The organism is Paenibacillus sp. BIHB 4019, assembly GCF_002741035.1.
Taxonomy (GTDB): Bacteria; Bacillota; Bacilli; order Paenibacillales; family Paenibacillaceae; genus Pristimantibacillus.
The window spans coordinates 2,359,095-2,383,714 of record NZ_CP016808.1; the positions used below are offsets into that span (position 1 = coordinate 2,359,095).

Below are 24,620 nucleotides of genomic sequence, written 5' to 3' on the forward strand. Positions count from 1 at the left end.
GAGAGGATAACGGATAGATTGGAAGGGGAAGGCGAATGGTCAACAGAAACGAGCTGGAACAAATAAAAAAATGGAACAGGACCGGTGAATTTCATCGGTCCATTCAAGCGCTGCAGGAGGCCGCAGCCATTCCCGCTGATATTAGAAGTGAAGCGGGCTGCCAGGAAGGCTTTGATACGCTGTATTTATATGTGGAAGCGCAGCTTCACAGCGGGCATGCGGAGGAAGCAGAGGCGCATTACCCGGCGCTTCAATCGCTGCTGTATACGTGGAACGGCATTTATAGTCACAGCTATACCGCCAATTATCAGCTGAATTTTATCCGGTCTGCGCTGGATTATGCGCTGGGGAGCAAGCTGTCGGCCGTGCGCGGCTTCGCTAGGCTAATGGAATATGGCGCACAGCTTGATGCGCAGCTGCGGGCGGCGATTTATTATTATTTTTCACTGATGGATTATGAGGATTACAACGTGGTGGATGCGGGAGAGAAGCTGCATTTAGCCAGGCGCGAGGAAGGCTGCACGCCTTTCATTGCCAAGCGGTTAGACGAATTGGAGCAGTGGATTGCCGTTCGCGAAGCCCGGATGGAGTGGGAGCAGCTTGATCGCAGCAGCTCAACCTTCCAGCAATTCGGGGAGCTTGCGGGCGGGCAAGAAAGCGGCATATGCGAGCTGGCGCTGAATGCCGAGGGCAGCTTGGCTGCCGTCCTCTATGAAGATGGCATCGTCCGCGTGTGGCATACAGCGGATGGCCAGCTTCAAGCTGTAATCAATAGGGAAAAAGGCGAAGCTGTGGGCGAGCATTCAGAAAGCAAAGCGGGAGCCGCTAGAGCGGCATTGTGCTTTAGTCCAGATTCCAGCTTGCTGGCGGTGGGCAGTGGGATAGGTGTCGTAGATCTTTTTCATGTGCATAGCGGGGAGCTGGAGCAGCACTGGGAGCTTTGTACGGACATGCAATCTCCGCACGGTGACGGGCATGTTCAGAGCTTGTACACCCATGTCAGCTTTAGCAGCAATGGACGTTATGCCGTCGTGATCCCGGTAGCGGAGGGCGATGTGGCTCCGTATGCAGATGGGGCGGATATGTCATGCTTCCATACTATATATGTAATAGAGATAAACGGCGGACGATGTGTGCTGCAGCACGCGTTTCGCGAAGGGCGAATCGGTGCGGTTGCCTTCAGCGAGGATGAGCGGATGCTGGCGGTCGGCGTTATTGGCCAGGAGGTTGCGGTATGGGAGCTGAAGAGCGGCAGCATCGTCTATTTCGATCATGATTTTGTAACGGTGCAAGACCATGGGCGCATGGCTTTGGCGAATACGATTGCTTTTGCCCATGGCAGCTCCATGCTTGCTTATCCGGCAAGCGATCATACGATTAAATTAATCAGCATGAGTGAATGGGGCGGCGTCTATACGATTCAACGGCGGGCGATTGTACTGGAGGAAGGCGTTACGGTTAGCGCCATAACGTTCAGCGAAGATGGAGGAACGCTCATTTCGGCAGAGGATCATAGCCGCTGGAAACAGGGCTTGCTCAGCATTTGGGATGTGGAGCGGGCACAGCAGCTGCATACGGCCGCTATTGAGCGCTCTGTCGCTTCCAAGCTTGCTATTCACGAACAAAACGATGAGCTATGGGTGCTTACCGGCCCAGTCTTGGAAATCCGCAGGCTGAGTACGCTTGAGCAGCTAAAAAGGCTGGACCCTTACCGATGGCACAATTCCACAGCTATTTTGCAAAATTCGAGCGCGCTAGCTGACGATAGATCCGCTGGCGCCATTGCCTTTAACGGCAAGGTACGATTTTTCAGCTAACGGCAGCTTTGCCGCCAGAGGCTGGCGACAGCCGTTAACGCTCGCTTAACAGCAGCCGGCATAGGTCAGGATAAACCTCCTGATTGCCCAGAGCCATAAGCAAGTAAGCGGGGTTTGCATCCTTTGGCACAACAGCCGAAACGTAGGCAGCAAACTCAGGGTAGGTGGGGGGAGCATCGGCAAACAAAGGATGGTCTGGACTTGAAAATAGCGTGTGGCGCAGCTGAATGTCGGCAACCTTTGCTTTATAAAAGCGGATGCTATGCTCATCGTTAGCGGCATTTGCCCCCTTCATGCGATGATTTAACATATACAGCACATCATGCAACGCTCTTGTTTGCTGCTCGGTGAAATCATGATCTAATAAAAAAAGGTAGAATGGAAACTCATCTTTCGCCATAATCATCCTCATGAGCTTCATTTGATATTTCAACCGTTCTATTTCTTCATGTACATTCATGGAATCTCACCTCTTATTATTCTCTTCCAGTCTATTCCTTTTCTCTAGTATACGATAGCCGCAGAAACAACCGCAAAGAAACCGTTTCTCGGCATATTGGGAGCATGAGGCTGCCATATGCCAAGGAGACGGTTTCTTTTCCTAGCCTTTCACGGAACCAGCAAGGCCGGATACGAAGTATTTCTGAAACGCGACATAGACGACGAGTACGGGCACGACCGAAATGAGCACGCCTGCATTCATCAGCGGGTAGTTCGCCGAATATTGGCCGCGGAATGCCAGGAGCCCTGTCGTAATGGTGCGCATCGAATCCTTTGTAATAAAAATTTGGGCAAGCAAAAATTCATTCCACGTCGCCATAAAATCAAAGATAAACAGCGTTGCGATGGCGGGCATTGATAGCGGAATAATGATTTTGAAAAATTTTCCCATGACCCCGCAGCCGTCAATCAGGGCAGCCTCGTCAATTTCCTTGGGGATCGTGCGGAAAAACCCGCGCAAAATCAAAATGCCAAACGGAATGCCGAAGCCCAAATAAATAAGAATGATGCCGGGATACGTATCGACAAGCCCAAGCTTGTTGAGAATCATATTGAGCGGGACGAGGGTAGCCTGCATCGGAACCATCATGCCGATGAGAAACAAGGCGAAGAGCCACTCGCTTCCCTTGAAGGCCAGCCGCGTCAGGGCAAAGGCGGCGAGCGCTTCGATTAAAATGCCGAGGGGAACCTTTATTAAGGCGATAAACGCTGTATTTTTCATATACATGCTCATGCGCCCCTGCTCCCAGGCCTGAACAAAATTGTGCCACTGCAGCTTTTCGGGGAACATATAAAAAGGACGTGTCAGCAAGTCGCTGCTCGACTTTAGCGCCGTAAAGGCTATGAATAAAACGGGCAGCAGAAAGATGGCTGCTAATACTGCGATTAGGGCATATTTAAGTGCCTTACTGACGGGATGAACGCGCTGTTCCATCGGTTGGACACCATCCTTCCTCTATATTACAAATGCGATTTTTTAGTCGTGTAATAGACATACGGAATAATAATGATCAGCGAAATGAGAACTAAAAACATGGAAATGGCTGAGCCTGTGCCGATATTGGCAAATTTGAACGTCTGAATATACATCCACGAAGCCAGCACATGGGTGCTTTCCGCCGGGCCTCCGCCCGTCATCGCATAAATCAAATCGTATACCTTCATGGACGATACCATCGTGATGGCGATGACAATAACAAACGTTTCCCGCAGCAGGGGAACGGTAATAAACCAGAACATTTGCCGTGGCTTGGCACCATCAATCGTCGCCGCTTCATAGGGGTCCTGGGAAATCGTCTGCAGTCCGGCGAGAAACAGTACCATCGGCTGCCCAACGCCATTCCAGACGGCAGCAACGAACACGGCATAGAGGGCGAATTTCGGTTCCGCCAGCCAAGCCTGCGCCCAGCTGCCGAGTCCGACCAGCTCCAGCGCTTTATTGAATAATCCCTGCATGGGATTGTACATCCATGTCCAGATCGTCGCAACGATGACCCCGGATAATACGTATGGGAAATAAAAAATGCCCCGAAACACAATGCGTCCCTTCAGCTTCTGATTCAATAAAATCGCCAGCATCAGTCCGATGCCCATAATGATTGTCAAAGAGCCGAGCGTCCATAACAGATTGTTGGCGACTGCTCTTGGAAAGACGGAATCGTGCAGCAAAAGATCGGTATAATTGCTTAAGCCGACAAATGTTTTCACTGGCGCAACGCCGTTCCAGTTAAAGAAGCTGAGATACAGCGTGTAGAGCGTCGGGATAAAGATAATAGCTACATAAATGAAAAGAGCGGGAAACACGAACAGCCAGGGCTTTATTACGCCGATTTTCAAGCTTCATTCCTCCTTGCGAATCGAGATGGAGCGGGCGGGCAAAGCGGCCGCGCCCCATCTCTTTTCTCATTTACAGCGCTTCATGGATGCTTCTTAGCTTGTTTTATTTTTAGCCTTATAGTCAGCAGCGGCCTTCTCCATTCCTTCCGCAGCCTGCTCAGGCGTCCATTCTTTTAGAGCGACCTTGTCCTGCGCCTCAAACAGCTTCTGTACCACTTCCTGCGGAAGCGCTTGGTCGGTAATGAGGAAGCTGCCTTTCGTCGCCATATCGAGCAGCGGCTTCAGGTGGGGCGTGTTTTCTGAATAAGTGACATTAAGAGCAGCAGGAGTGCCGTAAGAATCAATATATTTATTGACCACTTCAGCGCTAGTCAAATATTCCCCTACTTTAATGGTAGCCTCAAGCGTTGCTTGATCAAGGTCGGCGCTTACTTGGAACATTTCGGCAAATACGGATGAACGCCCGGTCGGGAACTTGAATACCCCAAAATCATTGACATCAAATCCGGCTGCTGCAATATTGCCATCCAGCCATGTTCCATCAATATCTAATCCCGTCGTTCCCGGATAGAAGAGATTGACGGCCTCTGTCGGATCAAGGGCAACATAGCCTTTAGGGAAATAGCCTTTATCGTTGTATTCCTTGAGCTTTGCGAACGTTTGAACAACGGCTGGATCGTTCCACGAGGCAGTCAGGCTGTTCAGCTTGTCATGCAGCTCGGGTCCTGCGAAATGCTCCAGCAGCTGCTCCGTCAGACGCATGACGTGCCAGCCGTTTTTGCCGCCGAGCGATAACGGTGTAATACCGCCATCCTTCATCGCCTGCAGCTGTGCTTCAAATTCTTCAAAGGAAGTAGGAGCGGTAAGCTTTAGCTTGTCATAGGCTATTTTGGAGTACCACGTATCGACGGCATTTAAGTGATAGGGGATGCCGGAAACTTTGCCGTTGTAGGTTCCCATATCAATGGCCGCTTGATTGTAAAGCGAAGGCCAATTATGGTCCTTGGCAATCTGGGTCAGATCAGCTGTAAGCCCATTTTCGGCATAAAAGGAACCCAGGGAACCGCCCCATGTAGACCACATATTAGGCAGCGTTCCCGAATTAGCGGCTACCTTTAACGCTTCTTTCATCGGATCAACAGCATATTTGCTAACCTCGATTTGAATATCGGGGTTAGCTGCATTAAAGTCAGCCGCAGCTCCGTCAATCCATGTATGCTCCTGCAAAGCCCACACGGATACGACGGTTTTCTTTGTGCTGCCTGTACTGCTTGTACCGCTCGTACTGCCAGCCTCTGAATTTGTGCCGCTGCTGGATGAGCAGCCGGCAGCAATAAGTGCGATTATCAATAAGCCAACAAAGGCTTGCCATCTTTTTGTCATGAGAATCCCCCTCTAGTGGTCAATCAAATAATGTTCATTCAAATTTTGCTGATTCGCAGCGCTTGATAAGGAATGCCTGGAAGCGGGACTTTGCATTCCCCTGTAAAATGTCCCTCTAGCGGCGATATCGACATCGCCCAAGTATCAATTAAATCGATGCGGAACGCTGCGCCTTCCGGAAGCGATAAGCTGCGGAAAGCAGGGCGGCTGTCGCCAAAATAAATCAAATAATAGTCGCCCTCCACGCCTCCGGCAGAAGCATCCCATTTGAAATTAATGGCGCTCGTATCGAGTCGTGGCCCTTCTTCCATGATGCTGCGCAGAAACGCAATCCGCTCCGCGCTGCTTCCATGCAGCTCGCCTCCGTGCGACCACCAAATGATATCGTCTGGGTGTACATACGTCTCTCCATGAGTGACATAGCCGCCTTGGGCCATCCCTTCCCAGAAGCATTGGGTCATTCGCTCTGCGGTAAGATTGCCCCAGCCGTGATTCAGATTGCCTTCATAGCGGCATTCATCCACCACGATCGGCTTGCGGTAAAGCTCGCGCCATTCCGTTACGAAATTCAAATCAGCATGCTGGATGCTGGCATGTGTCACCCAAGGCTTCCCGTGATCATACCAATGCAGATTGCTTCTATAATGGATCTCGGGATTATGCCAGTTATGAATGGAGCGAAGATGCTGGTATGGGTCATGCTCCTGAATGATGCGGAAAAACCGGTCCCAGTCTGTCATCTTCTTCTCGAACAGCAGATCATATTCATTGGCAAGCGACCACCATAGGTTTCGGAAGGAGGCCAGCCTTGCCAGCGCGTACCGCAAATAATAATCGTCCGATTCAGCAGTCATGCGCGAGAAGCCCCAGCGGTCATAGGGGTGGAATAAAATCAGATCCGCTTCAATGCCGAGAAGCTGCAATTGCTCCAGCTGCGATTCCAGGCGGCGCCAAAAATCAGGATTGAACGCCTCCCAATTAAAGCCTTGCTGCAAGGAGCCTGCGAAGGCAAAATGTTCCGGCTCGGCGGCGTTATAATCATAATGCTTCGGAAACACGCACATTCTAATTTTGTTGAACGGTGCTTTGCTAAGCGAGCGCAGCGTTTGCTGTTCAAGCTGCTCCCCCTGATGGTTCCAGACATAAGCGGTTGTTCCAACCGGATAGAAGGGTGTTCCATCGGCATAGCTGAAATGAAAAATTTGATCTACCTTCACAGGTCCATGATTTTCAGCCGACGTGGGGGCGGTGCAGATGAGCGTTCCTTGCAGGCCATCCAGCTGCGCCGTGCTGCTGCTCGTAGTGAAGGACCACGTGCCTGTGCAATCCGGCATGAAGCGAATGACGTATTGTCCATCGCCATCATAGAAGCCGTCGACCTTAATGCTCCGATGCCCGAATTGAAATTCGGCGCCGAGTACAACTTCCTTATAGGGATTTCCTTCCTGCGGCCCTTCTATGCGAAGCTCAAAACGATTCCACTGCTCAGCCTCGAAAGGCTCTGGCCATATGCGAGTCATGCTGTTCCTCCTTCTCTGATCATAAAAGTACATGGTATTTGGTGAATGGCTTCATTTTATAGGATGCTGTCCCCCATTCGTAGCTGTCCAAAGTATCCTTTTGTGCATTAATATGACTCTTTGCTTGTGCTAAGCTTGCCAATACGTATCTGTAAGTAGACGAACGATGCTTTTTCCTATGCTTTTATGCCCATATGCAGCAAAAGGGACAACGCAGAGCCGAATGCAAGGCGAAAAAGCCCCCTGTGTTCTTCTCTTGGAGGGAAGAGTCAGGAGGCGGAAGGCACAAGGCACAAAGCAGAAAGCTTTAGAAAAAGCTTATTGATTGCGATATTCTAATGGAGAAACGCCAGTGCGCTCTTTGAACAGCTTGCTAAAATAATGCGGGTTCATATAACCGATAGCAGCGGATATTTCATATACTTTGCAATTTGTCGTGCGCAGAAGCTGCTGCGCATGCTCGATTTTGTGGCGAATGACATATTCGCTGAAGCTTTCCCCGATCTCCTTTTGAAAAATGCGGCTTAAATAGCTTGGGCTGACATGGATGGAAGCCGCTACTTTTACGAGCGATAAGTCCTCCAGCAAATGCTGGTCGATAAAAGCCTTCGACTTTCGAACGATAAAATTATCGCTTTGTTCGTTTAAAGGCAGCTGCAGCAGCGTTTCCATATAAGCCTTCGGCAGCTCTTCTAGGGAGCTGTAGCACGAGCTGACCGAGCAGATGATCGCTACGTTCAGCAGCTCCAGCGTCTTCTGCCGCACCATATCGAGCAGCTTGTTTAATTCGGCGGGGCTTTTGCTGCCCTCTTGGCCGGTATCGGCGTATTCGCCATGGCCCCGAGCCTGGGCAGCATCGGTTGAGCCCGCATATTGCGGACATAGCCAGATCACTTCGCGGTAATTGCGATGAAAGACAAGCCCGCCCCATTCCTTCGTAACAAATTCGGCAATGAGATGCTGGAGGGAACGGAAGCGCAAATGCCGGGCATCCTGCATAGGTGCGGCATCATCACGTTTACGGAAGACGGTTAGCCGAAAGCCGGTTTCAAAGGCAGACTGCTCCAGCTCTGCCAGCAGCGGCTGCTCAGGAAACGTATGCTCATCGAGCAGCGAAAGCAGATATTGATTTTTCTCCTCCTCTGTATAGGAGGGCTGGGGAGCGGAAGTGAGCGCAAGCTTCGCCGCAGCTTTAAGCAGGGAAGCGCCAATTTCCTCTTCATCCATCGTGGGCTTGTGCAAATAGTTGACGGCACCGAGGCGAATCGCCTCTTTGGCATAGGTAAAATTATCATAGCTGCTGATGAAAATGATTTGGACGCCCGGATAGCGCTCCAGCGCCTTCTTGGCAAAAGCGAGCCCGTCCATGCCGGGCATTCGGATATCTGTAAGGATAATATGGATAGGCTGCTGGGCGTCCATAGCAAGCAGCGCTTCTTCCCCATTTGAGGCTTCGGCTTTCCAATGAACGCCGTATTTTTCCCAATCTACCATATGGCGCAGTCCTAGTCTTGCAATCGATTCATCTTCAACGACGAGCAGATTCCACATCCGCATTCTCCTCCTTCTCTAACACCCTATAAGGCATTCTGACCGTCACGATCGAATGTGTCGCTGAACGCTCAAAGGTTAGGCCGTATTCCTCGCCAAAACGCAGCCGGATGCGGTCCTGCACATTGCGCAGTCCAATATTTTGGGTGCCGGTGTCGCTTTGCGGCCGCTTCAGCAGCTCCATGGCTTGCTGGTCGAAGCCGCTTCCATCATCCCGAAGCTCAATGACCAGCAGACGGTTATCCTTCCCTTCGAGCCGGGCATCCAGCGTAATATGCAGCTTTCTTTCCAGACCCTTGGCTCCGTGAAAAATCGCATTTTCCAGCAGCGGCTGCAGCAGCATGGGCGGTATGGATGCCTGATTCAGCTCGGGCGGAATATGCCACTCCATATCAAATACATTCGTATAGCGCAAATCCATTAACGTCGCATAGTCGCGCAGCAGCCGAATTTCTTCCTCGAATGTAACGAGCTCGCTGTCGAGCTTCATATTCGCATGGAGCAGCTTATTCAGCGATTGAATCAGCTTGGCGATTTGCCCAGCTTGCTGGAGCACGGCCAGCATGCGAATAGAATTGAGCGTATTATATAAAAAATGAGGCTGAATACGGGCCCGCAGCGCGTAAAGCTCGGCATGCCGCTTTTGCCGTTCCTTCTCTTCGATCGATTGAATGAGCTCTTGCAGCCGAATGACCATTCGGCCGTAGCTGCTTTCCAGCTGGCCGATTTCATCGCCTCGGCCATGCGCCTCGGGCGTGAAAAACTGCCCTTTTTCTACTTTGCGCATCGAGCGTATAAGTCTGGAGATGGGCTGGGAAAATCCGCGCGCGATAAAGAGGGAAGCAACGGCCGCCAGTACAGCAACACAAATAATAATGACGATCGTAAAGCTCTGAATGGAACGGCTGCTTTGCAGTATAGCGTCCTTATCTACGCCCATGTAAATTTGCCATTCCAGATAATCGCTTTTCAAGGAGACACCGCTAAAGGTTTTGCTTCCGGCCTGTTCTTTAATGGCAACTTCCCACTCGTCATGCGGTACATTCTGGCTTGCGCGTTTCTGGAGCTCGGCAGCGAGCGCCATATTTGAGGCATAAATCAAACGGCCGTCCCGGTCGACGACGATGACCTGCGCATTGGGCAGCTCGAGCGAATCGACAAGATTCGAAATAAAGCGCGGGGAGATAAACATCGTCGTGACGGCTAGCGGCTTATAGTCCTCGTCCATTAGCAGCCGGGCACCAATAATTGCGTCAAAGGAATTGGTTTTAAACTGCTGAATGTTCTGAATGCCCGTCACGGTAAAATGGCCCTTGCCCGCCATCACCTCTTGATACCAGTCTTCATCCTTGGCATCATAATTCCCATTAATGGTGCTGTCTCCGTCTAGCCGATAACCATTAATCGACCCGTTCATCCCATAAACCATGAGCCCTTTAATGGACGAATTAATGGATGGATAGGCGCTCATGAGCCGGGCCATCGTTTTTTGGGCGTTAATTTCTTCGGTCCCCCACCGTTCAGGCGAGAGTGCAGGCTTGTTCAGAAAGGAAAACACCTCCGGCATAAAATAAGGCAGCATGCTAAAGCGGTCAAAGTCGCTAATTTGCCGTTCGATCGAAGCATTGAACTGCGCCAAAATGACCTTCAAGTCCTGCGTCGTCTGCGCTTCCAATGTACCCGATGACTTCGTCGAGCCGATAGCTCCTATAATGAAAGCGGGAATACTGCTGAGCAGAAAAAATAAAATGAGCAGCTTTGTCTGATATCGTGCGTTTCTCCAGCGTCCCAATTTGCCCACCCTTTCCTGAATGCTAGGGAGTAGTTGCCGATTATAGCGCTTTCATTCCGCGCAGTGTTCAAGCATTTTAACATGATTGCTTCCGGAAGACAAAACTAAATCACTAAACAGAAAAATAAGGAAAAAGCCCGTCCTCCGTAAAGGACAGGCCTTTTCCCTGCTCAAGTTTCTCTAATATTAGCCTTTCACCGCTCCGGCAACGACGCCTTTGACGATGTATTTTTGCAGGAAGATAAATACGATAATCGAAGGCAGCACCGCCATGACCATGGCCGTCATCGCATATTGCCAGTCGGATGTATATTGGCCGACGAACGTGTATGCGGCAAGCGTCAGCGTCTTCGTGTCCGGCGAGCCGTTCACCATGAGCAGCGGCAGCAGGAAGTCATTCCAGATCCACATCACATCGATAATAATGATAGTGGTTGTGACCGATTGCAGCAGCGGAAAAATAACGAGGAAAAACAGCCGAAATCCCGATGCGCCATCCATCGTCGCGCTTTCGTCGATTTCCTGCGGGATGCCTTTCACGAAGCCGTGATAGATAAAGACGGCAAGCGGGGCGCCAAAGCCCCAATACAGCACGCCAAGTCCCCAGGTGCTCTCCGACAAATGCAGCTGTTTGGCGAACTGGAGCACCGTCAGCATAATCGACTGGAACGGTATGAGCATCGGCATAATGCAGAGCAGATAGATCAGGCCGCTCATCCTCGTTTTTGTACGCGCCAGCTTATAGGCAGCGATAGATGAGACGAGAATAATGCCCGCGAGTCCGACGACCGTAATGACCAGATTGTTCATGAACAGCTTCGGATAATTGATAAACTGCCACACATAAGCGTAGTTTTCAAAAATGATTTTCTCAGGCAGCGCGATAACATCGCTCATCACTTCTCCAAAGCTTTTGAACGAGTTGTTAATAGCCAGAAACAGCGGGTATAGAAACAGCAGCGAGAGCAAAAGCATGACGGCTTCCAGCGCGTAGCGTCCGACTGGGCGATTTTTTCTCATTAGGCCTCAACCTCCCGGCGCTTGAACAGCGTTAATTGAATGATCGTAATGAACAGCACGGCAACGAATAGAATGAGCGCTTTCGCTGTACCGTAGCCGTACAGATTGTTCTGGAACGTATCGCGGTAAATGTCATAGGCGATGCTGTAGGTCGAGCCGCCTGGCCCGCCGCCGGTCAGCGACAAAATCACATCAAACACCTTAATCGAATTCGTCAGCGCCATAAAGACGGCAATCGTAATCGAAGGGGCAAGCAGGGGCAGCGTAATGTTGAAAAAGGTGCGGAATGGCCCTGCGCCGTCTACCGTTGCCGCCTCCTTCAAATCTCCCGGTACCGATTGCAGCCCCGCGATATAGATAACGAGATAGAAGCCAATCGATTGCCAGATCGACACGAGCAAAATCGAAACAAAGGCAAGCCCGGGCGTGCCAAGCCAGCTTAAGTCGAAAATGGCCCAGCCCGTACTTTCGCCAAGCGATTCAAAGCCCTGCATGAAAATAAACTTCCAGATAAAGCCGACGATGACGAGGCTCAAAATGTAAGGAATAAAGAAGGCAGCCCGCAGCCAAGTCGTCGTGCGCAGCTTCATATCGAGCAGAACCGCAAGCCCTATCGCCAGCACATTGACTAGCACGATGTACAGCACCGCGTATTTGATCGTAAACCACGCCGAGCTGGCGAAATTCGCATCATTCATAAAAATCTGCTTGAAATTATCGAGCCCAATAAATTTCGGGTGCTTGGAAATGCCGTTCCATTTGGTCAAGGAATAACGGATGGTCATGGCAAATGGAATATAAAAGGCAACGGCAATACAAATTAGAACAGGCAGGCTGAATAAGGTGAATTCCAGCTTCCCGCCCCACTTTTTACCTAATGCTTTGAACATATGATGCACCCCAATTCGTCTATTGTATCCACGCCCGCGAGCTTTGCAGCCAGAGGATGGCGCCAGCCGCTTACGCTGGAAAAAGCATTTTCCAATTTAGCTTTAATGTGTATTATAGAGCAGACGGTTGCCCGTCAAAATGGATTATAGAAAACAGTTAGGGGTAAAAAGGTGAACTGTATGCGGAGCGTGAAACGATGATGAAAGCGATTGCGGGCAAGGTGTGGGAGCTGCTTTCGTTTTGGCGGGAGCTGGTTGCCCGGAGGCTGGTCAATAAGCTGATTTTACTGTTTACGGGCGTCATTGTGCTCGTTGTGGCTTCGCTGAACTTTATCTCATACCAGATGCTTGAGAAGGAGTCGGTCGGCAACAGCATCGATAGTACGACGAACAATTTGCTGCTCGTTGGCCGCAATTTGGAGGATTATTTGAAGGGCATCGAGCAAATATCATTGCCGCAAATCGGCTACGATGAAATTACCTATGCCATTATGCATGAATCGGAGGACTATTCTTCCAAGATGTATGTTGAAAATTATTTGCGCAATTTGTTTTATTCCCGCAGCGACTTGGAGGCTATCTACTTGTATGTCGTTGAGAAGCAGAAGTATTATGCGATTACGAGAGAAAATTACAATATAACGGTGCGGACGGGGACGAACACCGTCATTGCAGAGCAGCCCTGGTACGCGAAGGCGATGGCCGACCCGAGCAACCAAGCCTATCAATCGCTGTCGGGTCCTGATGTGGAGGCGGATTCCGGTTATTCGGCTGAAATACAACGGGCCAGCTTTATGGCGTACCACCGGGTAATGCGTTCGATTAAGACGCGCAAGCCGCAGGCGGTGCTCTCTTTTTATTACAACGCTTCAGTCAAGGACGAGATTGTGAAGGATATTCCGTTTAGCGAAGGCCAGCATTTGCTGTATGTCAGCCCGGACAATGAGCCGTTCGAACTGGATGATGAAGCGTTCTACACCGAGCTTCAAGGCGCTGGCGTGCTGGAGCAGCTGGGTGGAGGAGATGGGCTGGCGGGGGCCTCCACTGGGCCGTTTACTTGGGTGCAGGGGGAGCAGAAATATTTAATTATTTACAATGTGGCGGAGAAAAGCGGCTGGAAGCTGATTAAGCCGATTCCTTATTCGCAAATTTACGAGGCCGCCACGAAGACCCGCAATCTGAACTATGCCATCGGCGTGCTGTTCTTGCTGCTCGCCGTCATTCTCGTCAGCTTGATGTCGAGTGCGATCACGAAGCCGCTCAAGAAGCTGTCCCGCCAAATGAGCCGTTTCAGCGCAGGCAGCTTTGACGCGGAGGCGGAGGTGAAGGGCCGCGACGAAATTGCTTATTTATCGCGCCATTTCAATTTGATGGTCAGGCGGACAAATGAGCTGATTAATGAGCGCTACAAAATGAAGCTGGCGGAAAATCATGCGATTTTAAAGGCGCTGGAGGCGGAGATCAATCCGCATTTTTTGTACAATGCGCTGCAAGCGATTTCCACGAAAGCGCTCAAGCATCAAACATACGACGTCGCGGATATGATTGATGCGCTGGCGCTGACGTTCCGCTATTGCATCAGCGGAAAGGATATTGTGTTTGCGCGCGAGGAGCTGAAGCATATCGAGCGTTATATGGCGCTGCAAACGGCGCGGTTCGGCGCCAGATTGCAGGTCGTCTATGAGTGGGAGGAAGCGTTAATGGAGCTTGAGATTCCGAAGCTGTCGGTGCAGACGCTGGTTGAGAATGCGATCAAGCATGGGCTGGAGAAGGTGACGAGCACCGTCACCATCGGCATTAAGGCATGCCTTCAGGAGGACGGAACAGCGCTAATCTCGGTGCAGGATGACGGGCCGGGCTTTACGCAAGAAAGGCTAGGGCAGGTGGAGGCTTCGCTGCGGCGCGAATGGGGCCAGCGGGAAAGCGACAACATTGGGCTCGTCAACCTGTACACGAGGCTGAAGCTGCTGTATGGAGAAGAGGCGCAGCTGCTTATCAAGAGCGATCATGCGGGGACGGAGCTGGCGATGCGGCTGCCCCGCCGAGGGGGGAACGGTTCATGAAGCATACGGTGCTAATCATTGACGATGAAGAGCCGCTGCGCGAGGCCATTCGGCTGCTTGGCGACTGGGAGGGACTTGGCATAGGGCAGGTGCTGGAGGCGGCAGATGGGTTAAACGGACTTCGCATGCTAGCGGAGCAGAAGGTAGATCTCGCTATCGTCGATATGAAAATGCCTGGCCTAAACGGGGCTGAGCTGCTGCAAACTGTCCAGCAGCAGTATCCCGGGCTGCTGACCATTGTCGTCAGCGGCTACAATGACTTTGAATATACGCGGCAGGCGATTCGCTCCAAAGTCGTCGATTATTTGCTCAAGCCTGTCAATCGAATCGAGCTGAATCAGGCGCTGCGCAAGGCGATGGACGTGCTGGAGGCGAAGCGCAGGCAGGAGAGCGATTTTATTGCGCAAAATATTACCCTCAACCTTTCGCTGCCCGGGCTTAAGGAGAAAATGTATTTGTCCATTCTCGAACGCAGCTTTAAGCAGCAGGCGAATGAAGCGTTTCTGCCGCTGATTGGCGCGGACGACAAGGCCAATCGCTTCGTCGTTGTGCTGCTGCGCATTCTCAATCTGGACCAGATCAGGCGCAGCCGCTTCCACGGCGATACGGAGCTGCTGCATTTCGCCGCCAGCAACGTCGTCAATGAAGTGGCGGGCGCGCACTTCCAAGCGTTCAGCTTCGCGAATCCGAAGCAGGAGCGCGAGCTGTTCGCCATTCTGACGATGAATGGCGGTGGAGCTGCCGATGCAGCCTATCGGGCGCTGCATCAGGTGAATGCCATAGCCGCTACGCTTCAGCGGCTATTCGGCATTAGGGTCGCCGCAGGCATCGGCGGCCCGGTGAAGGCGGCGCTGGACATGGCCGCCTCCTTCGAAGAAGCGCGCTCAGCGCTGGGCGAGATGGAGCTGCTGCGTATGAATGGAGCAGCAGCGGTTAGAGCCGCCGCAGGCGCAGAGAAGCGGCAGCAGAAGGAAGGGCTGTCGCTGCCTGGGCGGATGGCGGCCATTCGCCAGGCGCTGGCGGGCGACAACCTCCAGCAGGCGAGCAGCATCATCAGCGAGCTGGCCCGCAGCTGGCAGGAGGCGGACAGGCTGAGCTTGGGCGAAGCCGATCGCATCATTCGCGAGGGCATCGTGCTGCTCGGCGACCTTGCGCTTGAGCTTGGCGTGCCGCAGGAGCGGCTGCCGGCCGGCAGCGAGGAAAGCTTGCGCAGCTGGGGGCTTTCGCTCGATTTTGCCACCTTCGAGCAGTTCGCCGCCCTGCTCCAGCGGCTGCTGGGCTTCTACCATGAGCAGCTGCGGGCAGCGCAGGCTGTGCAGAAGCCGTTCGATATTGCCGATATTAAAGCCCATATCGACCGTTATTATTTTGAGGATATTAAAATCTCGCTGTATACCGATAAATATTTTCTCAGCCGCGAGTACTTGATGAAGCTGTTCAAGCAGCAGTTCGGCTGCGGCATTCATGAATATGTACAGAAGGTGCGGATGGATAAAGCGCGGGAGTTGCTGGACGATTCGGCACTCAAAATTCAAGATATTTCCGAGCTGCTCGGCTACAAGGACAAAAACTATTTCAGCAAGGCGTTCCGCAATTATTACAGCCTGTCGCCTTCGGAATATCGGAGCAGCAAGGGGAATGTGTAGGGTAGCCTCTTCGTCATACACCACTTTTTTACCCTTAATACACCACTTATCTGCATTTTTATCTCCTATCCTTTTCTTTAGAATAAGCAGCGAAGACTTGTATTCCAAGCGAAAAGAAATGGGGGCCCTACCATGTTCAAAAAAATCATGTCCATGTCCACCAGTATCGTCCTGGCTTCGGTCATGCTGGCTGCTTGCGGCAGCGGCAATGGCAACACTGCCAGCACTAACAGCACTGCGCCGGAAGCGAGCAGCACAGCTGACGCTGGCGGAGCTGCGAATGAGGCTAAACCGGTTACGATCAACATGTTCACCGCTTCTCCCGAATATACCGATGCGTTTAATGCTTACATTGCCGAATACAAAAAAGTAAAGCCGAACGTCACGATCAATCTGGAAATTATGCAAGCCGACTACAATACGGTGCTGAAGTCGAAAATCGCTGCCGGCAGCACGCCGGATGTATTCCAGACGACAGCGGGCGGCGACATTGACACCTTTGCCGAATACAGCGCTGATTTGACGAATGAGCCGCTTGCGGCAGCCATGATGGATGCGGTTCGTGTGAATATGACGTCGAGCGATGGCAAGGTGCTGGGCCTTCCGGTCAAGGGCAACTTAATGATGATGATTTATAATAAAAAGCTTTTGGCGGACGCCGGCATTGCTGCCGCTCCGAAGACGACTGCGGAGCTTGAGGATGCAATTGCCAAGCTGGAAGCGAAGGGCATTACGCCATTTGCCAACGCCTACAAAGAGTGGTGGGTATGGAAGCATATTTTCCAAAACTTCGTCAACGCTGCGGCGGAAGATGCGGGCATTACGCCGAAAGCGCTGGTTGACCAGTTCATCGCGGGTGAAACGACATTTAAAGACCATCCCGTGCTCAGCGACAATTTCTTTAATTTCATCGATCTGACTGTAAAGCACGGAACAGACAAGCCGCTGGAGCGTGACAGCAACGCCGAAGTAAGCGACTTTGCTTCAGGCAAAGCGGCCTTCATGACCGGCAAGGGCGCATGGGACGAGGAAGCGATCAAGAAAATTACGCCTGACATCGAGATCGGCATCGCAGGCTATCCGGTAAGCGATAAGCCGGAGCAAGCGCTGCTTGTAACGGGAGCAGACCAAGCGCTGCGCATTAACAAGGATTCCGCTGTTGCGGCGGAAACCATTGAATTTTTCAACTGGCTGTACACGTCCGACTACGGCAAAAAATGGTTCTCGGAAGTGGCGAAGGTCATTCCGCCGATCAAGGATGCGGCGCTGCCGGATCTGGATATGCCGAAGCAGATGGAAGAGATTTTAAAGACGGAGAAATCAGGTGACCTTTCGGTCAACTATTCCCTCGACACGTTCCATCAAAAATTTGGCGAGCTGATGCAGAGCTACATTAGTGGCGGGAAAACGAAGGAGCAGACGATTACCGAAATCCAGCAAGCGTGGATTCAATTCGGCTCCTCGATGTAGAAGGGGAACGCTCTATAGATGCTGCGAAGCAGCAGTCGATAAACAAGGCATGGGGACGAGAAAAGTCCTTATGCCTTGTTTTTCTATGTCCGCAATTCTCAATTAAAGGTAAATATCCCAGAACTATTCTACAATAAATTTTCAAAACCTACATACTTGCTACTTATTAACTGGGTGCCGTTAACCGATATAACAAGTAATATAGGTTAACTTTAAAAGTAAGAGGGGTATGACGAGATGAATCGAGCCAATCCAAAGCAATTTTTCACAAAAATGTCTTTCCGAATTAAGCTTCCCGTCATGATCTGTTTACTAGTCAGCATTGTACTAGCGGGCACATGTATATTATGCTATCGCATTGCTGCAATTATGACTTTGGAAAACAGCAAGCATGAAATCGGTTCGACCTCGGACCGAATTGGAGAAGAGCTGTATTCAAATATGGAGTTGGCTCAGCAGTCGGTATACTTGCTCTCTGTCCAAAAAACGATAATCGATGTCGTTAATTTGCATAATGGCAATTCCATGACAGAGGAACAGTTTTTCTCAGCTGACAATGAATTGATGAATAGCGTTAATGAGCAATTAACAACGAGCATCAAGGGAATGCAGGGTACAGAAACGATACTGGTCATGGACAAAAACGGAATGATTGTCGCCAGCAACAATGATGGCGTATTGAATAACAGCCGCTCCGACCGGGATTATTTTATGCAGGCTATTACGGGGAAAGCCGTTGTCAGTGACGCGCTGGTATCCAAATCATCAGGCAATCTGGTTACGGTACTGGCTTCGCCCATTTTTGATAAGGATGGCTCCGTTCAAGGCGTAGTTGCCGTTACATTGGTCACGGACTTTTTCGTAAACAAGCTTAAAGATATACGGATTAATGACGAGGGCAAGGTCATGATTTTGGATCGTTCAGGAACGACTCTCTATCATTCAGCAGACGCGTCGTTAATCGGTACGGTGCTTGAAACCGAAGACTATCATTCGGTGCTTGCGCTGCCAGCCAGCAGTGAAATCTTACGAGATGAGCTAAGCTTGCCAAGCCGGGTTGCCTTCTATTCCAAGACGCCGGTTTCCGATTGGTCGGTTATTATTGAAGATAGTATAAGTGATGTGGAAAAGCCGCTGAAAAATATGATGCAGCAGATGATTGTCGTTATGGTGGTTTCCATTCTGGTTTCAATTGCGGCGGGCATCTTGATTTCCATGCTCGTCACGCGGCCAATCGTCCGTCTGACGAGGCTGTTCAAAACGATGGCCACGGGCGATTTGACGGTAACAGCTACAGGGAAATACAGCGGTGAATTCAAGGTGCTGGCGGACAGCTTCGACGTCATGGCCTTGCGCAATAAACAGCTGATTACGAGCATGAACAGCTCGATTGGCGTACTGAAGACCAGCATGTCAGAGCTGGATGAAACGTCGAAGAAAACGAATCATTCAATCGCTGAAACTTCCACAACGACGCAGGAAATTGCCAAGGCGATGGAATCGCAGGCCAATGATACGGAATCAATTGTAGACAAGTTTCTGGAGGTTGGCGACAAAATTGCTGACGTAAGCAGCAAGTCGCAGGAAATTAGAACGAAGGCAGACTCCGTTGCCCAAGTATTCAAAGCCAACTATGAGGTTATCGAGGCATTGGTGGAAATCAATCATCGCAGCGAGTCGGAGGTGCGCAACATTTCCGAGGTCACCGCGCAGCTGGCGGAAAGCTCATCGGGCATCCGCCAAATTACTGGAGCGATTTCCGATATTGCGGCCCAGACGCAGCTGCTTGCATTAAATGCCTCGATTGAAGCAGCAAGAGCAGGAGAGCAGGGCCGCGGCTTTGCAGTCGTCGCCTCGGAAATTCGCAAGCTGGCGGAGCAGACTTCGCTGCAATCCCAAGATATTAATAAAATCGTCGCCCAGACGATTGAATACGTAGAGCGAAGCGATCGCAGCGTGAAGGCGATAGAGTCCATCTCGGAGCAGCACAACAGCAGTGTGCAGCAGACGCAGCAGACCTTTGGCTACATTACCGACAATATTCGCGAAATTATTGAGCAGGTCAAGACGATTGCTGTCCAGCTGAAAGCGATTGAGCAGGATAAAGACGGCGTGCTTGGCGCAGCGCAAAGCTTGTCGGCTTCCGGCGAGCAGGTATCCGCTTCCGTGGAGGAAGTAACAGCAACGGTACAGGAGCAATCGGCAATGGTACAGAACCTTGCGGAGATGGTTGAAACGATCGAAAGCTTGAGCAATGAGCTGGCGCAAGCAGCTGGCGAATTTAAAGTAGAATAACGATACAGCCCCCTAAACACCCCTGTTCTATTAGTAGAACAGGGGTGTTTAGTTCGCCTAAATAAAGGAACTCATAGAGCGTGAAAATAAGCTATAATATAACAATAATCGATAAATATCGGGTTGAAGCGTGTGCGCTAGTTGCCTGCCAGGCAGGAAAACAGTTTGTTGCGAAAAGGAGATTGCGGCGGTGGATCACTTCAAAAATTTATTTGAGCTATCTTTTGACATGCTTGTGGTCATGGACTGCAACGGCCGCGTTGTGCACTATAACAGTGGCTTGCAGAAGATGCTGGGCTATCCTGTCTTATTGAATAGTATGAAAGATTTTTATTCGTATATGCATCCCGACGATATAGCTTCAATGGATGCTTTGGTTCCACAATTAATACAGGGTAGAGAGCTGAGCGGATACTTGAATCGATTCCGCTGCGCAGACGGCTCTTATAAATGGCTGCAATGGAATGTCTCGCTGGATCAAATCAATATGTATTTTTATGTCATAGGTCGCGATGTGCATCATCAGAAAAGCTTCGAGCAGCATCTGGCGGCACAGGAGCTGTGGTATCGTTCCTGCCTCGACAATTTGCTGGATGGCTTCAGCTATTACAAGACAATCCGGGACGAATGCGGCGATATTATTGATTATCGGTCGGAGTACATGAATGATACCTTTTGCCGCATGATGAATTATTCGAAAGATGAAGCTGTGGGCCGGCTGTGGTCGCAGCTTTTTCCTGATTTTACAGAAGAGATCAGGGCGGTTCTGAAGCAGGTGACAAGCAGCGGCAAACCCGTTTTAAGGCAGGAGCGGGTATACAATAAGTGGCTGACAGATGAGGAAAGCTATGATGTGCTCTATTATAAAATGGGGGATGGCTTCGCCTGCAGCTGGCGCAATGTGACGGAATATCGCCGGGCGCAGGAGCATCTGGAGCTTTCGAACCTGAAATTCACGAGTGCCTTTCACACGAATGCAACAATGAACTTTCTCATAGATTTGGAAACAGCGACGATTATAGAGATGAATCAGAAGTTCTCGCAGACGATTCGGCGGGGGCATTATTCCCATTTTGTAAGCAGTATTATGCAAGCGATTCCAGCTCAGGGGTTATTAGAGAATATTGAGCTTCCCTTCCTGCGGCAGTCTGGAGATACGGGCTATGGCGTTATATCGGGCGAGGTGCTGGAGCTGAAGGACAAGCGTTATTTTCTCGCCTTTGCCATCGATATTACGGAGCTGCGCAAAGCCAAAAAGCATCTTCTACTCATGGACAAGCTGAACTTGCTCAGCTCTATGGCGGCAAGCATTGCCCATGAGGTGCGCAACCCGATGACGACGATTAAAGGATTTTTACAGCTGATGCAGAAAAATACGACGCTCGCCTCTTACCGCGATACGTTGAATTTAATGATTAGCGAGCTCGATCGCGCTAACGGCATTATTTCAGAATATTTATCGCTGGCGAATACCCGTTTTGTGCAAAAGGAACAGAAGCAGCTGGATGTCCTCGTTTCAAATATTTTACCGCTGCTGGAAGCGGATGCGGCCTACTCCAACATTTTAATTGTGCTTGATCTGCATGCTACGTCGCCGGTTAACGTGGAAGAAAAGGAAATTCGCCAGCTGCTGCTGAATTTGACGCGCAATGCGATCGAGGCGATGGAAAGCGGCGGCGAACTTACCATTCGGACGAGAATGGATCAAGGCAGCGTCATACTGGAAGTGGCCGATCAAGGCCATGGCATCCCGAAGGAGCATATTGAGGCGATTTTCACTCCTTTTTATACGACGAAAGAAACGGGAACCGGGCTTGGACTTGCGGTGTGCCGCAGCATTGCGGAGCATCATGGCGCCGATATCGAGATTGAATCAAGCGAGGAGGGGACGACATTCCGGGTCGTATTCTAGCGGCCCGCCAAGCAGCGTACAATCCCATGATAAGCAGCCAATCGTTTGGGTGGATTAGGATATTTTCCCACACTAACGTTTTTTTGCTGATGAATGGTTTCGATTTAGCCTATATAGAAGAAATCCCCCTGATTACGCGAAAGCGTCCAGGGGGATTTCTTGATTTGACGTATTACGGGCTATAGAGTCGAATCAGCCTTAGCCCTCTTTCATAATCTCAGCAATTAATTCAAAAGAGCGAAGACGCGCTTGATGCTCATAAGCAGAGCCAGTTATCATCAGCTCGTCTGCGCCTGTCTTTTCAATAATGTCGGCTATTCTGCTGCGGACCGTTTCCTTGCTTCCAGCTACGCCGAAGCTGAATTTGCTGCGGACGACAACCTTCTCCTGCTCATTCCACAGTTCATCCATATTAGCAACGGGCGGTTTCAGCTTGCTCGTCTGGCCGCGGATGAGGTGCAGAAACTGCTGCTCCTGCGAGGAAGCGAGAAAGCGAGCTTCTTCATCTGTATCGGCGGCGAGAATATTAACGCCAATCATGACATGAGGCTGCTCCAGCGCCGCCGAAGGGCGGAAGCTGCTGCGGTACAAATGCAACGCCTGCATTAAATAGTCTGGCGCAAAATGGCTGGCGAAAGCAAAAGGCAATCCCAGCTGCCCCGCTAGCTGGGCGCTAAAGCCGCTGGAGCCCAGCAGCCAGATCGGAATATCGAGCCCTTCGCCGGGGAAGGCGCGAACCGCAGGAGCTCCTTCTTCTATAGAAGGGTTTAGAAAATGACGAAGCTCCCCCAGCAGCTCAGGGAAGTCTTGGCCGTTATTGCTATTAAGTCCGCGGCGCAGCGCGCGGGCAGTGGCCTGGTCTGAGCCTGGCGCACGCCCGAGTCCAAGATCAATGCGTCCCGGATACATCGAGGCGAGTGTGCCGAATTGCTCGGCAATCATAAGCGGCGCATGGTTGGGCAGCATAATGCCACCGGAACCGACGCGGATCGTGCTCGTGCCTTCGGCTACATAGCCGATTAGAACAGAGGTAGCGGCGCTGGCAATGCCTTGCATATTGTGATGCTCAGCCAGCCAATAGCGCTGATAGCCCCAACGCTCAGCATGCTGGGCGAGATCGCGTGTATTTTTGAAAGCGTCGGTTGCATTGCCGCCTTCAACAACGGGAGCGAGATCAAGGATGGAAAGAGGAACGGTATGTGAATGGGTCATAATAACAACAACCTCCTATACAGTAAATTGACTTGTAGGTCATACTCTCCATTATATCATAACGAATGCCAAGGATAGAGCAGACAGGCTGGTGTGAAAAGGGGATAAAAAAAGTTAAGGCAAAAGCTTGCAATTTATCTTTAATTGTAGTATCTTAAATTTAAGATAATAAATGCAAGGAGGTGAGGGCAATGAAAGAGGCAGACAGCAAGACGAAAGTGCCACATCAGGAAGCTGAAGACAGCGCTTTGAAGCTCTACATTGCGCTCAACCGGGCCAGCCAATGGATTAACGCCCACGGCGACCGGGACATTCGCAAGCATGGCTTGAATCGTACAGAATTCGGCGTACTGGAAATGCTGTATCACAAAGGTCCGCAGCCTTTGCAGCAAATTGGCGGCAAGGTGCTGATGAGCAGCGGCAACATTACCTACGTCATAGATAAGCTTGAGAAGAAGCAGCTTGTGCAGCGTAGAGCTTCAGCTGATGATCGCCGGCTCATCTTCGCAGAAATAACGAGCCAAGGCACACAATTTATTGAGGAAGTATTCCCTGCACATGCAACCATTATTACAGAAGCGGTTAGCGGCTTGACGACAGAGGAACAGAAGCTGGCAAGCGAGCTGCTCAAGAAGCTCGGCAGACACGCGCAGGATGCTTTTAAGTAGAAGAGGCTTGGTATCCTGTATCGTCACTTCTTTCTCTCACTCAGGCCCAATATCTTAATTTAAAGATTCTCAAATCCATGATATAATAGAGGAGTGTTTATAATGACACAACAAACAGCAGGCATTCACCACATTACAGCTTTCGTATCGAGCGCACAGGCAACAGTTACTTTCTATGCGGGCGTACTTGCCCAACGGCTCGTGAAAAAAACAATCAACTTCGATGCTCCAGAAGTGTATCATCTGTATTTCGGAGATCAAGCCGGCAGCCCAGGGACAATCATGACCTTCTTCCCATTTGCACACGGTCGTAAAGGTGTGATTGGCGGAGGACAGGTTGGGGTAACCACTTATGTTGTTCCTGCGGGAGCGCTTGATTTTTGGAAAGAGCGTTTGGCAAAATATGAGGTTCCGTTCACCGAAACGGAGCGGTTCGGCGAGTCGTATGTACAGTTCGTTGACCCAGATGGCTTGCAGCTTGAGCTTGTAGCCCGGGAGGAAGGCCCGCTAAGCGATTGGTCTTACGCGGGAGTGCCGACAGATAAAGCCATTAAAGGCTTTGGCGGAGCAATTTTGTACAGCTCGGCTCCAGAGAAAACGTTCCGTTTGCTGGAACAGGTAATGGGACTAAGCAAAATCGGCGAGGATGCTGGTTATGCGCGTTTCAGATCATCCGCAGATATCGGGAATATCATTGATCTTCCGATTGAGCGTGTTGAGCCTGGACATGGCGGCTCCGGTACGGTCCATCATATTGCCTGGCGTGCGAAAGACGATGTAGAGCATGCGCTGTGGAGAAGCCATGTGGAGACTAATGGCTACCATCCTACACCAATAATCGACAGACAATATTTCCATGCGATTTATTTCCGCGAAGAAGGCGGCATATTATTCGAGATTGCAACTGATCCTCCAGGCTTTGCACGTGACGAGGAGCCGGAACATCTCGGTGAAAAACTGATGCTGCCAGAATGGTTTGAACAGCATCGCGAGGATATTGTGCGGCTGCTTCCGCCTATTCAAGTACCGTAAGTGAGAGGAGAA

Annotated in this window: 18 protein-coding genes; 8 read left to right on the plus strand and 10 right to left on the minus strand. The window is 50.8% G+C overall.

The genetic code is table 11. The annotated features are described in order from the left end of the window. Positions 1-35 precede the first annotated feature (35 nt). Positions 36-1,817 carry a WD40 repeat domain-containing protein gene (locus BBD42_RS10070; RefSeq protein ID WP_099518036.1) on the plus strand — a complete coding sequence of 594 codons (1,782 nt, stop codon included), beginning with the start codon at positions 36-38 and terminating at the stop codon, positions 1,815-1,817. A 34-nt stretch (positions 1,818-1,851) separates the two neighbouring features. On the opposite strand, the gene BBD42_RS10075 is transcribed toward BBD42_RS10070, so the two are convergent. From BBD42_RS10075 to BBD42_RS10115, 9 genes are all read right to left on the minus strand, one after another. Next, positions 1,852-2,277 (minus strand): DUF1878 family protein, encoded by a 426-nt coding sequence (locus tag BBD42_RS10075; RefSeq protein WP_099518038.1) that lies wholly within the window; start codon positions 2,275-2,277, stop codon positions 1,852-1,854. Positions 2,278-2,418: 141 nt separating this feature from the next. Next, positions 2,419-3,252 carry a carbohydrate ABC transporter permease gene (locus BBD42_RS10080; protein WP_099518039.1) on the minus strand — a complete coding sequence of 278 codons (834 nt, stop codon included), beginning with the start codon at positions 3,250-3,252 and terminating at the stop codon, positions 2,419-2,421. A gap of 26 nt (positions 3,253-3,278) precedes the next feature. Next, entirely contained in the window at positions 3,279-4,154 is an 876-nt protein-coding gene (locus BBD42_RS10085; RefSeq protein ID WP_099518040.1) for a carbohydrate ABC transporter permease, read from the minus strand. Between the two features lie 93 nt (positions 4,155-4,247). Beyond that, complete coding sequence (locus BBD42_RS10090) at positions 4,248-5,537, minus strand: ABC transporter substrate-binding protein (RefSeq protein WP_099518041.1); 1,290 nt, start codon at positions 5,535-5,537, stop codon at positions 4,248-4,250. A gap of 38 nt (positions 5,538-5,575) precedes the next feature. Further along, positions 5,576-7,057, minus strand: a complete 1,482-nt coding sequence (locus BBD42_RS10095) for a DUF5605 domain-containing protein (protein WP_099518042.1) — start codon at positions 7,055-7,057, stop codon at positions 5,576-5,578. Positions 7,058-7,375: 318 nt separating this feature from the next. Further along, entirely contained in the window at positions 7,376-8,608 is a 1,233-nt protein-coding gene (locus tag BBD42_RS10100; protein ID WP_099518044.1) for a response regulator transcription factor, read from the minus strand. Continuing rightward, positions 8,586-10,409 carry a cache domain-containing sensor histidine kinase gene (locus BBD42_RS10105; protein WP_481855928.1) on the minus strand — a complete coding sequence of 608 codons (1,824 nt, stop codon included), beginning with the start codon at positions 10,407-10,409 and terminating at the stop codon, positions 8,586-8,588. The genes BBD42_RS10100 and BBD42_RS10105 overlap by 23 nt, the downstream gene beginning before the upstream one ends. A gap of 177 nt (positions 10,410-10,586) precedes the next feature. Beyond that, entirely contained in the window at positions 10,587-11,420 is an 834-nt protein-coding gene (locus BBD42_RS10110; RefSeq protein ID WP_099518046.1) for a carbohydrate ABC transporter permease, read from the minus strand. Continuing rightward, a complete protein-coding gene (locus BBD42_RS10115; RefSeq protein ID WP_099518048.1) occupies positions 11,420-12,310 on the minus strand; it encodes a carbohydrate ABC transporter permease in 891 nt (296 codons plus the stop codon). The genes BBD42_RS10110 and BBD42_RS10115 overlap by 1 nt, the downstream gene beginning before the upstream one ends. A gap of 197 nt (positions 12,311-12,507) precedes the next feature. Here BBD42_RS10115 and BBD42_RS10120 point away from each other — a divergent pair, with 197 nt between their 5' ends. From BBD42_RS10120 to BBD42_RS10140, 5 genes are all read left to right on the plus strand, one after another. Then, a complete protein-coding gene (locus BBD42_RS10120; protein WP_099518049.1) occupies positions 12,508-14,373 on the plus strand; it encodes a sensor histidine kinase in 1,866 nt (621 codons plus the stop codon). Then, complete coding sequence (locus BBD42_RS10125) at positions 14,370-16,019, plus strand: response regulator (protein ID WP_099518050.1); 1,650 nt, start codon at positions 14,370-14,372, stop codon at positions 16,017-16,019. Before BBD42_RS10120 ends, BBD42_RS10125 begins: the two co-directional genes overlap by 4 nt. Before the next feature lie 132 nt (positions 16,020-16,151). Next, positions 16,152-17,489, plus strand: a complete 1,338-nt coding sequence (locus tag BBD42_RS10130; RefSeq protein WP_099518051.1) for a type 2 periplasmic-binding domain-containing protein — start codon at positions 16,152-16,154, stop codon at positions 17,487-17,489. A 237-nt stretch (positions 17,490-17,726) separates the two neighbouring features. Then, positions 17,727-19,784, plus strand: coding sequence for a methyl-accepting chemotaxis protein (locus BBD42_RS10135; protein WP_099518052.1), 2,058 nt, complete (start codon positions 17,727-17,729; stop codon positions 19,782-19,784). A 190-nt stretch (positions 19,785-19,974) separates the two neighbouring features. Then, on the plus strand, positions 19,975-21,696 hold the full coding sequence (locus BBD42_RS10140) for an ATP-binding protein (protein WP_099518053.1): 1,722 nt from the start codon (positions 19,975-19,977) through the stop codon (positions 21,694-21,696). Positions 21,697-21,894: 198 nt separating this feature from the next. Here the strand turns inward: BBD42_RS10140 and BBD42_RS10145 are convergent, their stop codons facing one another. After that, the gene (locus BBD42_RS10145; protein WP_099518054.1) at positions 21,895-22,908 is read right to left on the minus strand and encodes an LLM class flavin-dependent oxidoreductase; all 1,014 of its coding nucleotides are present in this window, start codon (positions 22,906-22,908) and stop codon (positions 21,895-21,897) included. A 191-nt stretch (positions 22,909-23,099) separates the two neighbouring features. Between BBD42_RS10145 and BBD42_RS10150 the strand changes: the two genes are divergently transcribed. Next, positions 23,100-23,576 (plus strand): MarR family winged helix-turn-helix transcriptional regulator, encoded by a 477-nt coding sequence (locus BBD42_RS10150; protein WP_099518055.1) that lies wholly within the window; start codon positions 23,100-23,102, stop codon positions 23,574-23,576. Between the two features lie 102 nt (positions 23,577-23,678). After that, positions 23,679-24,608, plus strand: coding sequence for a ring-cleaving dioxygenase (locus tag BBD42_RS10155; RefSeq protein ID WP_099518056.1), 930 nt, complete (start codon positions 23,679-23,681; stop codon positions 24,606-24,608). Positions 24,609-24,620 lie beyond the last annotated feature (12 nt).